This is a genomic window from Geobacillus sp. ZGt-1, from assembly GCF_001026865.1.
Lineage (GTDB): Bacteria > Bacillota > Bacilli > Bacillales > Anoxybacillaceae > Geobacillus > Geobacillus thermoleovorans.
Genome location: NZ_LDPD01000013.1, coordinates 148,204 through 158,308, shown reverse-complemented (window position 1 = coordinate 158,308; position 10,105 = coordinate 148,204). Strand labels below are relative to the sequence as shown.

The window sequence follows — 10,105 nt, the reverse complement described above, 5'->3', positions numbered from 1 at the left end:
CGCCCTGCTGCACCGCTTTTTGCGCCGCCCGCCATAAACCGGCCGCCTCAACCTCTTTCCAAGCGGCTTCCGTCCGCCCGGCAAACAGCGGCTTTACCTCATCCGGCAACCTCTCTCTCTTCTCTTCATCTGTCAAACGGAGCGTTTTTTCATATTTCGCCCGCATCGCTGCCGGCAGCATCGCCTGGTACGCCGAAATGGCAAAACAAAGCGTCGTTTCCGTTAAATAGCGGCCAAGATCAAGCAGCTCTTCGTTTAACACCGGCACGACATCAAGCACATGCTCAATCGGTTTCAGTTGTTTGATGTCGGAATGGTCTTTCACATCAACGACAAACCCTTGCAAACGCCGCGCCCCAAACGGCACCGTCACCCGCATGCCCGGCTGGATGATGCCTTGCCAGCGTTCCGGAATCAAATAATCAAACGGGCGGTCCGTCTGCCGGGACGGGACATCGACAATCACGGATGCTACTTTCATCGAATCGCCTCGATATACGCGTGAATTTCTTTTAAAATTTCCTCGGCCGCCTCGCGTTTCGTCATGAGCGGCAGCGGCCGAACGACGCCGTCGCGGCGGAAGATGGTGACGATGTTCGTATCGCCGGCAAACCCTGCCCCTTCTTCGGTGACATTGTTGGCGACGACCATATCAAGCCGCTTTTCTTCAAGCTTTTTTAACGCATACTGTTCAAGGTTGTCCGTCTCAGCGGCAAATCCAACTAAAATCTGTCCCGTTTTCCGCTCACCAAGCGCTTTCAAGATGTCCACCGTCCGCTCCATCTCCACCACATAATCACCCGGTTGCTTTTTGATTTTGGACGCCGCCACATATTTCGGCCGATAATCGGCGACCGCCGCCGCCTTGATCACGATGTCCGTTTCCGCAAACCGAGCCATCACCGCTTCATACATCTCTTCCGCCGATTCAACCGCCACCGTCTCGACGCCATCGGGCGAAGAAAGCGCCGTCGGTCCGGAGACAAGCGTCACCGAAGCGCCGAAGCGGGCCGCCGCTTCGGCGATGGCGTAGCCCATTTTGCCGCTCGAATAGTTGGAGAAATAGCGGACTGGATCAAGCCTCTCCCGCGTCGGCCCAGCGGTGACAAGCACACGCTTCCCGCGAAACAGCGGCGGATCACCGGCAAAAAAGCGCTCGATATGGGCGATGATGTTCTCCGGCTCCTCCAGCCGCCCTTTGCCGATGTAGCCGCACGCCAAATAGCCTTCCGACGGCTCGATGAACCGGTAGCCGAATTGGCAGAGCCGCTCAATGTTCGCCTGGACGGCCGGATGCTCGTACATATGGACGTTCATCGCCGGAGCAATCCAGACGGGCGCTTTCGTCGCCAAAATCGTCGTCGTCACCATATTGTCGGCGATGCCGGCGGCCAGCTTCGCCATCGTATTGGCCGTCGCCGGTGCGACCAAAACGAGATCAGCCCAGTCCGCCAAATCGATATGGGCGATGACGGCCGGGTTGTTTTCGGCAAACGTATCGACATACACTTCCTGGCGCGACAAAGCTTGAAACGTGAGCGGTGTAATGAACTGGCACGCCCCTTCTGTCATGATCACTTTTACTTCAGCGCCGCGCTGGGTCAACTGGCTGGTGAGCGCCGCCGCCTTGTACGCCGCCACCCCCCCGGTCACACAAAGCAAAATATGTTTTCCCTTGATCATGTTGGCCACCCCCCGACATTGAAAAAAATAACAACCTAAAGCTAGGTTGTTATTTTTCCTCCTCCACTAATTCGACCTTGTCACCAGCGATTTCCTCGAGCGCCTGGCCGACAAATTTTTTCGACACCGGCTTTTTCACCATCAACTCCGCACCGTCCTGCAGCTCGCGCGCCCGTTTGGCCACCACCGTGACGAGCTTGTATTTCGAATCGACTTTTTGCATCAGCAAATCGATGGAAGGATACAGCATCGTCATTCCACCCCCAACATCCGTTTATATCGCTCAGCGACGCGTTCGCGCCGGCAATGTTCGGCGATGACGATCGCCTTGATCCGCTCGCAGGCGAGCTCCACTTCATCATTTTCCACGACATAGTCGTACTCGTCCATCATTTCAAGCTCCTCTTTCGCCGCCCGCAGCCGATTTTCAATCAGCTCTTTCGACTCGGTGCCGCGTCCCATGATCCGCTTTTCAAGCTCCGTGAGGCTTGGCGGAGCAAGGAAAATGAAGAGCGCCTCTGGAAACGCCCGCCGTACTTTCATCGCTCCCTGCACTTCGATCTCTAAAAACACATCTTTCCCTTCGGCAAGCGTCTTCTCCACGTAGTCGATCGGCGTGCCATAGTAGTTGCCGACGTATTCCGCCCACTCGAGCAGCTTGTTTTCCCGAATCATTTGTTCAAACTGCTCGCGCGTGCGGAAGAAGTAGTCGACGCCTTCCACTTCGCCTTCGCGCGGCTTGCGCGTCGTGACCGACACCGAATAATGAAGATTGATGTCCGGCTGTGAAAACAGCGCCTTGCGCACCGTTCCTTTGCCAACGCCAGACGGACCCGACATGACGATCAACAACCCACGTTCGTTCTTCAACGCCCAAAACCCTACCCTTCCTCGGAGAAATCGTCGCTTCCATATAAGCGGTTCGCCACCGTTTCCGGCTGCACGGACGACAAAATGACGTGATCGCTGTCCATAATGATGACGGCGCGCGTCCTCCGCCCGTGCGTCGCGTCAACAAGCTTGCCGCTTTCGCGCGCATCTTGAATGATTCGTTTGATCGGCGCCGAATCAGGGCTGACAATCGTAATGATGCGGGCGGCTGACACCATGTTTCCGTACCCGATATTGATAAATTTCATCATCATGACACGCCCACCTGCCATATCCGATATTGTTGCCGCCAATAAGTCGTTTTAAACAGTTATTCCACGTTTTGCACTTGCTCGCGCATTTTCTCAAGCACGCTTTTCATCTCAACGACTTGCGCGGCAATCAGGCTGTCGTTTGCCTTGGCGCCGATCGTGTTGACTTCCCGGTTCAACTCTTGCACCAAAAAGTCCAGCTTCCTCCCGATCGGTTCGTCCATTTCTAAGGCGTCTGCCATTTGCGCCAAATGGCTGCGGATGCGTTTCAATTCCTCATGAATGTCCGCCTTTTCGGCAAACACCGCCACTTCTGTGAGCAGGCGCGCCTCATCGACCGGAGCGGGCGCCCATTCGCGCAGGCGGCGCGCAAGCCGCTCGCGGTATTGTTCAATAACAAGCGGCGCCCGCTGTTCAATGGCTTCCACCCCGGCTTCGACTTCATGAAGACGGGCGCGCAAATCCGCGGCAAGCGCCTCCCCTTCGCGCCGGCGCATGGCAACAAGTGCCTTTGCCGCTTCATCGACAGCGGTCAAAAGCAGCGGCTCGACCTCCTCGTTCGCTCCTTCCTCTTCCACCACTTCGACCGCCCCATCAAGCCGAAGCAGCTCGGCCGCCGTCACGCTGCCGTCAACAGCAAATCGCTTTGCAGCCTCCTGCAACCCGGCCCAATATTGGCCGAGCAAATCCCAATCAATATGTACGTTCCGCTTTACAAGTCCTTCGCCGGCGATCGTGACGAACACTTCCACTTTTCCGCGCCGCACGTACGGCAAAATTGCTTTCTTTATTTTATCCTCAAACACGAGCCATTGTCTAGGGAGGCGAATGGAAATTTCGCAAAACCGGTGGTTGACCGATTTCATTTCCACCGCCACCATCAAACGATCCGTTTTTTTTGTGCTTGCGCCGAAGCCGGTCATGCTGTAAACCATATCATCACATCCGTCGTTGCCTTGATGAAAAAGAAAAGGTCATAGAGCGTTCCTCTATCACCCTTTTTATTATAACATATCCATCCTTTTATTTTCTCGTAAAAAGCGAGCCAGCAAACAAAAATGTCGGCAAGGCGGACAAGCCAATGATGAGCAGCCAATCGACTGTTGCGAGCGGCTTCGTATGGAACACTGCGGCAAGCGGTGGGTAATAGATGACGACAATGAGCAAAAGCAGCGACACGATCACCGCCGCGACAAGGTATATGTTCCCGAACGGACTGCGGTCAAAAACCGAATGGTCGCAACGGCAGTCGAACACATGGATCAATTGGGCCAACACAAGCGTCGCAAACGCCGCCGTCTGGGCGTAAACGAGATCCTCGCCGCTCCGTTCATAGGCGGTCAGAAACGCAGCCAGCGTAACAACGCCGATCAAAAAGCCGCGGCTTACGATTTTCCAGCCGAGCCCGCGGGCGAACACCCCTTCATCGGGACGGCGCGGCGGCCGCTTCATCACGTTTTCTTCTGGTTGGTCGAGCCCGAGCGCCATGGCTGGCAAACCATCGGTGACAAGATTGACCCATAAAATTTGAATCGGCACGAGCGGCAGCGGCAAGGCAAGCAGCATCGCAAACAACATGACGAGAATTTCCCCGACGTTCGAGGCAAGCAAGTAGCGGATAAACTTGCGAATGTTTTCGTAAATGTTGCGCCCCTCTTCGATCGCGGCCTCAATCGTCGCAAAGTTGTCATCCAACAAAACGAGCGACGCCGCCTCTTTCGCCACCTCTGTCCCCGACCGGCCCATGGCGACGCCAATATCGGCTGCTTTCAGAGCGGGCGCATCGTTCACCCCGTCGCCGGTCATGGCAACAATATGGCCGCGACGCTTGAGGGCGTTGACAATTTTTAACTTATGCTCCGGAGCGACGCGGGCAAACACGTAAATCTCATCAACTACGCGTTCGAGCTCATCGACCGACAGCTTCGACAACGCCGCACCATCCATCACTTTTCCGCCAGGCGGCAGCACGCCAAGCTGTTTGGCGATGGCGGTGGCTGTCAACACATGATCGCCGGTGATCATCACCGTTTTCATGCCTGCCTCTTTGCATCGCGCCACTGCTTGCTTCACCTCAGGGCGCGGCGGATCGATCATGCCGGCGACGCCGAGGAACCGAAGCTTTGTCTCCGCATCCTTCTCCGACTCGATCCGTTCCGTTTCCGCAAGCAGCCGATACGCGACGGCGATCGTGCGCAAGGCGGAAGACGCCATCTGGCGAATCGCCTTCTCGATCGTTTCTTTCCACGCCGGGGTCAGCATCTGCTCGCGGCCGTTCCATTCAAGGCGGTCCGCCCGCTCAAGCAGCACATCGGGCGCCCCTTTCGTCACGACAAACCGACGGCCGTTTCGGTCGCGGACGATCACCGTCATCATTTTCCGCTCGGAATCAAACGGAAACTCCTGTTCGATCGTGTACTCACGCAAAAGCATTCCTTTCGCCAATCCAGCTTTGGCCGCCGCGACCAGCAGCGCTCCTTCCGTCGGATCGCCGTCGACGTAACGCCGGCCGTTTTCCTCTTTCAACTCCGAACTATTGCAAAGCACCCCCATTGTCAACAGGCGAGCGAGCTGGGGAACGCGGTTCGGATCAACCGTCCGGCCGCGTTCAGAAAACTCGCCATCCGTTTCAAGACCAACGCCGCTTACCGCAAATGTCCGCCCGCCTGCCCATACTTGCGTGACGGTCATCATGTTTTCCGTCATCGTCCCCGTTTTGTCGGAACAAATGACCGAAGCGCAGCCGAGCGTTTCCACCGCCGGAAGCTTGCGGACGATGGCGTTTCGTTTGATCATCCGCTGCACGCCAAGCGCCAAGACGACCGTCACAATGGCCGGCAACCCCTCCGGAATGGCGGCGACCGCGAGCGACACACCAGCCAAAAACATTTCATACAGGTCGTGCCCTTGAATGACACCTACGGCCACGACCGCTGCCGTCAGCGCCAATGCGACGACAAGCAAAATTTTCCCAAGCTGCTCGAGCCGGCGCTGGAGCGGGGTTGCCCCCGCATCCGCCTCTTCGAGCATCGTTGCGATTTGTCCCATCGCTGTTTTCATCCCAGTGGCGATGACAATCCCGACCCCATTCCCTCTTGTCACGAGCGTCCCCATAAACGCCATATTGTGCAAATCGCCCAACGACGCCTGTGCTGTATGAAGCGGGGCGGCGGATTTGGCCACCGGCACTGATTCGCCCGTCAGCGCCGACTCCTCGATTTCCAGGCCGGCCGCCTCAATCAAGCGGATGTCGGCCCCGACCCGGTCGCCGCTTGCAAGTCTCACCACATCGCCGACAACAAGCTCGCGCGTGGGGACTTTCACCCACTCCCCGCCGCGCAACACAACCGCTTGCGGAGCGGACAACCGTTTTAAGGCGGCAAGCGANTTTTCCGCCCGCCGCTCCTGGATAAACCCCAGGATGGCGTTCATGATCACGATGACGACAATCGCCACCGCATCCACATACTCGCCTAAAAACGCGGAAATCACCGTCGCCAAAAGCAACACAAGCACCATAAAATCTTGAAACTGGCGAAAAAAGACAACGATGGCCGACTCCTTCTTCCCTTCCGCCAGCTCGTTGTACCCGAACTGCCGCAGCCGTTTTTCCGCCTCCGCCGCAGTAAGCCCGGTCTTGACATTCGTCTTCGTCTCGTGCGCGACATCGCTTGCCGCGAGCGTATGCCATTGCATCTGTCTCCCTCCGTCCTTCCATTTTTTTCGCACGCCGTTCCCGCTTCTCTATGCTTATTCATACATGTCCCAAAAAATGATAGTCCCCGCCATGATGTTTAGCGACACAAACATAAGGAGTCGTGGGGCCCTTTGCCACGCCATCTCCCCCATAAGGGAAAAAATCGTGTCAAAAAAGCGGGCCTCCCCATTTTATGCAACATGTTCGTCGGGCATCTTCGTCCGTCTTCAGGTAATATTCAAAGAAATGTTCAAAACGGCGGGTCGTATGGTAAGATCGAAATAGCAAACAAACGAAATAGAAAGGTGTTTTCCATGTCCTTTGACGGAGTGTTTACGTACGCCATTGTCGGTGAACTCGAAGAGGCGCTTGCGGGCGGGCGGATCACGAAAATCCACCAGCCGTCGGCGTATGAGATCGTGCTGCTTGTGCGCGCCCGGGGCCATAACCATAAAGTGATGCTGTCGGCGCATCCGACGTACGCCCGCGTCCATTTGACAAACGAAACGTACAACAACCCATCCGAGCCGCCGATGTTTTGCATGCGGCTGCGCAAACAGTTGGAAGGAAGCGTCATCGAAGCGGTCCGCCAAGTCGATTTTGACCGCATCATCGTCATGGACACAAAAGGCCGCGACGAACTCGGCGACGTGCAGACAAAGCGGCTCATCATTGAAGTGATGGGCCGCCATAGCAACATCATCCTCGTTGATGCATCGACCGACACGATCATCGACAGCTTGAAACATTTGCCGCCGTCGGTCAACCGCTACCGGACGGTGCTTCCCGGGCATCCGTACGTCGCCCCACCGACGCACGGCAAGCTGAACCCGCTTGAGGCGACGGAAGAAATGGTGCTGAAAAAAATCGACTTTCACGCCGGCAAGCTCGCCCATCAGCTTGTTTCCGCCTTCAGCGGCATTTCGCCGCTATTTGCCAATGAGGCGGTGTTCCGCGCTGGACTCGCCAACCGGACGACGCTGCCGAAAAGCTTCCTCGCGCTCATCGATGACGTTCGGCACCGCCGCTTTGCCCCGATGATGTACACGAACGGGGAAAAAGAATGGTTTTACGTTTTGCCGCTTAAGCACTTAAAAATCGAAGGCCAACCGTTTGCGAGTGCAAGCGAGCTATTGGACCGCTTTTATTTCGGCAAGGCCGAGCGCGACCGCGTCAAGCAGCAAGCTCATGACATCGAGCGTCTCATGGCGAACGAAAAGGCGAAAAACGAGAAAAAGCTCCTAAAGCTCGAACAGACGCTCGAAGAAGCAAAGAAAGCCGACGTTTATCGACTGTACGGCGAACTGCTCACCGCCCATTTGTACGCCATAAAGCGCGGCATGACGGAAATCGAGGTCGCAAACTACTACGACGAAAACGGAGGCACCATCACCATTCCGCTCGACCCGCAAAAATCGCCGTCCGAGAACGCGCAACAGTACTTTCAAAAATACCAAAAAGCGAAAAACTCGTTCGCCGTCGTTCAAGAACAAATCGAGCGGACGAAAGAAGACATCGCCTATTGCGACACGATTTTAAGCCAGCTTGAAACCGCCTCGCCGAAAGATGTCGAGGAAATCCGCGACGAGCTCATTGAACAAGGCTATTTGCGCCCGCGCGCGGCGAAAGGAGCAAAAAAGCGCAAACCAACCGCGCCCGAGCTTGACCGCTACGTCGCAAGCGACGGCACGGAAATACTCGTTGGCAAAAACAACAAACAAAACGATTATCTCACAACAAAGCTGGCCCATAAGGACGATGTTTGGCTGCATGTGAAAAACATTCCCGGCTCGCACGTCGTCATCCGGAACAAGCAGCCGTCTGACGAGACGCTCTTGGAAGCGGCGAATCTTGCCGCCTACTTCAGCAAAGCGCGCCATTCCGGCTCCGTGCCTGTCGACTACACGCGCATCCGCTATGTAAAAAAACCGAGCGGCGCCAAGCCGGGATTTGTCATTTACGAAAACGAGCAAACGCTCTACGTCACACCGGATGAAGAACTCGTCCGCACCATGAAACAGAGGCAAAAAGAACAAGCGGCGAAACCATCGTAAACGCGCCCCAATGGCCGCCCAACACGGCATCGGGCGATCCGCGCGAACTCCCGCAAACCGAAACGGTCTAGTGCCGCATAAAAGACAGCGGGCTGTCTGTAAGACCAGCTGCATTGGCCTTACGGACAGCCCGCTTTGCAAACTTGTCGAGTCAACCACAAGCCGCCATCACGAATGCAACTCCATGCACGTCTGCCATCCGTCTCAACGAAACATATCCTCAAGAGCCACTTGAAGCCCAGGAAAGCATGCCGACTGCACCACACCCGTTCCCGCTTTCACATCCGCCTGCTCATACAGTCCTTCCTCGTTCAGCGTATAGACGGTAATCGCCTCTTTCATCGGATTGACGATCCAATACTCTTTCACATCGTACGCCATATACAAATTGAATTTGGTCACTAAATCGTGCGCCTGGTTGGAAGGGCTCAAGATCTCAACGATAAGAGTAGGCACGCCGACATACTTCGTTTCCGTAAACCCTTTTGAATCGCAAATAACGCTTAAATCCGGAATGACGACTTTGCGATCGGGAAACTTGTCGCTAGCCAGTTCAATATCGGTCGGCGCCGCAAACACGTTGCACGGCTTCCCACGAAAATAAAGGCCCAATTCGGTATGAAGGTTGCTCGAAACAAGCTGATGCTTGATGCTTGGCGACGGAGCCATATACACAGCGCCATCAATATATTCAAGCCACTCATCGCTTTGTTCCCGCAACGCCCAATATTGCTCGTACGACACATTGGAAAACCGAGGCAAGGACATCGGCATCTTCTCCTTTGTCGCTTACATATTCCCCAAAAGAAGAACGCAACAGCCGTAATGGCCGGCTATTCCTCAAGCATCTTATCCAGCTTCTTATCAAAAGTATACACTTGATATCCCTTCACTTTGTTATAGGCGTATAAAAGGGTATCGACAAAGTCCAAGCGCCTTTTGCCAAACAGAGCAAGCGCCTCCTCTACGACCTCGATATCATCCACCTCGATATTATCGTATTTGAGCAATTCTAAAAGAATATCGCTGATCTCGTCATTTTTTACGTTGTACACTTTTTCAAGAACATTACTTCTCTTAGCAACAATACTTTGTTATCTTCAATAATCGTTGCGGCTTTGCCCGACAACTCATCATGGTCATTAAGCAGATATCTTAAAATAATATTCGCATCAATGATTTTCATATTGATCCACCACAGCTTTAGACCAAGCATCGCTTTCTCGGGCTTGCAAAGTCTCATTTTTATATTTGGACAGAGCCCCTCTTAGATTCCTTTTTTTTGGCTGTTCCAAATCTTCTTTATCCGCATAAGGAAGAATAATGACTTCCACTTTTCTATTTTTTAATGATTGAGGCAAATCGATGATCTTTTCTAAGTCATTGCTGTTTTTGATTACTCTTACAAAATCCATAACGTTTTCACTCCTTTCAAGGAAGATGGATCCTTTTAAACATATTATACCCGTTCATTGTACATCATGAGATGAAAATTCACTTTACGATCTATATAGACTCCCATGACAAAA

The 10,105-nt window shown here is 54.3% G+C and carries 10 protein-coding genes and 2 pseudogenes; 1 reads left to right on the top strand and 11 read right to left on the bottom strand.

What is annotated here, in order from left to right; translation table 11 throughout:
- The 8 genes and pseudogenes from VU18_RS19340 to VU18_RS19335 all read right to left on the bottom strand — a co-directional run.
- Positions 1-481 (bottom strand): annotated as a pseudogene (locus VU18_RS19340) (primosomal protein N'); the annotation flags it as partial.
- Positions 478-1,683 carry a bifunctional phosphopantothenoylcysteine decarboxylase/phosphopantothenate--cysteine ligase CoaBC gene (coaBC, locus tag VU18_RS05000; RefSeq protein WP_021321693.1) on the bottom strand — a complete coding sequence of 402 codons (1,206 nt, stop codon included), beginning with the start codon at positions 1,681-1,683 and terminating at the stop codon, positions 478-480. The pseudogene VU18_RS19340 and the gene coaBC, both read right to left, overlap by 4 nt.
- Before the next feature lie 49 nt (positions 1,684-1,732).
- Positions 1,733-1,933 (bottom strand): DNA-directed RNA polymerase subunit omega, encoded by a 201-nt coding sequence (rpoZ, locus tag VU18_RS04995; protein WP_011230668.1) that lies wholly within the window; start codon positions 1,931-1,933, stop codon positions 1,733-1,735.
- Positions 1,934-1,935: 2 nt separating this feature from the next.
- Positions 1,936-2,553: a guanylate kinase gene (gene gmk / locus VU18_RS04990; protein ID WP_011230667.1), complete on the bottom strand. Its 618-nt coding sequence runs from the start codon at positions 2,551-2,553 to the stop codon at positions 1,936-1,938.
- An 11-nt stretch (positions 2,554-2,564) separates the two neighbouring features.
- A complete protein-coding gene (gene remA, locus VU18_RS04985) occupies positions 2,565-2,828 on the bottom strand; it encodes an extracellular matrix/biofilm regulator RemA (RefSeq protein ID WP_011230666.1) in 264 nt (87 codons plus the stop codon).
- Positions 2,829-2,884: 56 nt separating this feature from the next.
- Positions 2,885-3,760 (bottom strand): YicC/YloC family endoribonuclease, encoded by an 876-nt coding sequence (locus tag VU18_RS04980; protein WP_020278162.1) that lies wholly within the window; start codon positions 3,758-3,760, stop codon positions 2,885-2,887.
- Positions 3,761-3,848: 88 nt separating this feature from the next.
- Positions 3,849-6,212 (bottom strand): annotated as a pseudogene (locus VU18_RS04975) (cation-translocating P-type ATPase); the annotation flags it as partial.
- Position 6,213: 1 nt separating this feature from the next.
- Positions 6,214-6,521 (bottom strand): cation-transporting P-type ATPase (locus VU18_RS19335; protein WP_255351078.1); only part of this gene is annotated, 308 nt, incomplete at its 3' end.
- Between the two features lie 315 nt (positions 6,522-6,836).
- Here VU18_RS19335 and VU18_RS04970 point away from each other — a divergent pair.
- Positions 6,837-8,576, top strand: a complete 1,740-nt coding sequence (locus VU18_RS04970) for an NFACT RNA binding domain-containing protein (RefSeq protein WP_021321690.1) — start codon at positions 6,837-6,839, stop codon at positions 8,574-8,576.
- 204 nt (positions 8,577-8,780) lie between these two features.
- On the opposite strand, the gene VU18_RS04965 is transcribed toward VU18_RS04970, so the two are convergent.
- The 3 genes from VU18_RS04965 to VU18_RS04955 all read right to left on the bottom strand — a co-directional run bounded on the left by VU18_RS04965 (position 8,781) and on the right by VU18_RS04955 (position 9,991).
- Positions 8,781-9,344: a Uma2 family endonuclease gene (locus VU18_RS04965; RefSeq protein ID WP_014195408.1), complete on the bottom strand. Its 564-nt coding sequence runs from the start codon at positions 9,342-9,344 to the stop codon at positions 8,781-8,783.
- A 65-nt stretch (positions 9,345-9,409) separates the two neighbouring features.
- Positions 9,410-9,631 carry a PIN domain-containing protein gene (locus VU18_RS19330; protein ID WP_014195407.1) on the bottom strand — a complete coding sequence of 74 codons (222 nt, stop codon included), beginning with the start codon at positions 9,629-9,631 and terminating at the stop codon, positions 9,410-9,412.
- Between the two features lie 117 nt (positions 9,632-9,748).
- The gene (locus VU18_RS04955) at positions 9,749-9,991 is read right to left on the bottom strand and encodes a hypothetical protein (RefSeq protein WP_011230660.1); all 243 of its coding nucleotides are present in this window, start codon (positions 9,989-9,991) and stop codon (positions 9,749-9,751) included.
- Between the last annotated feature and the right edge of the window lie 114 nt (positions 9,992-10,105).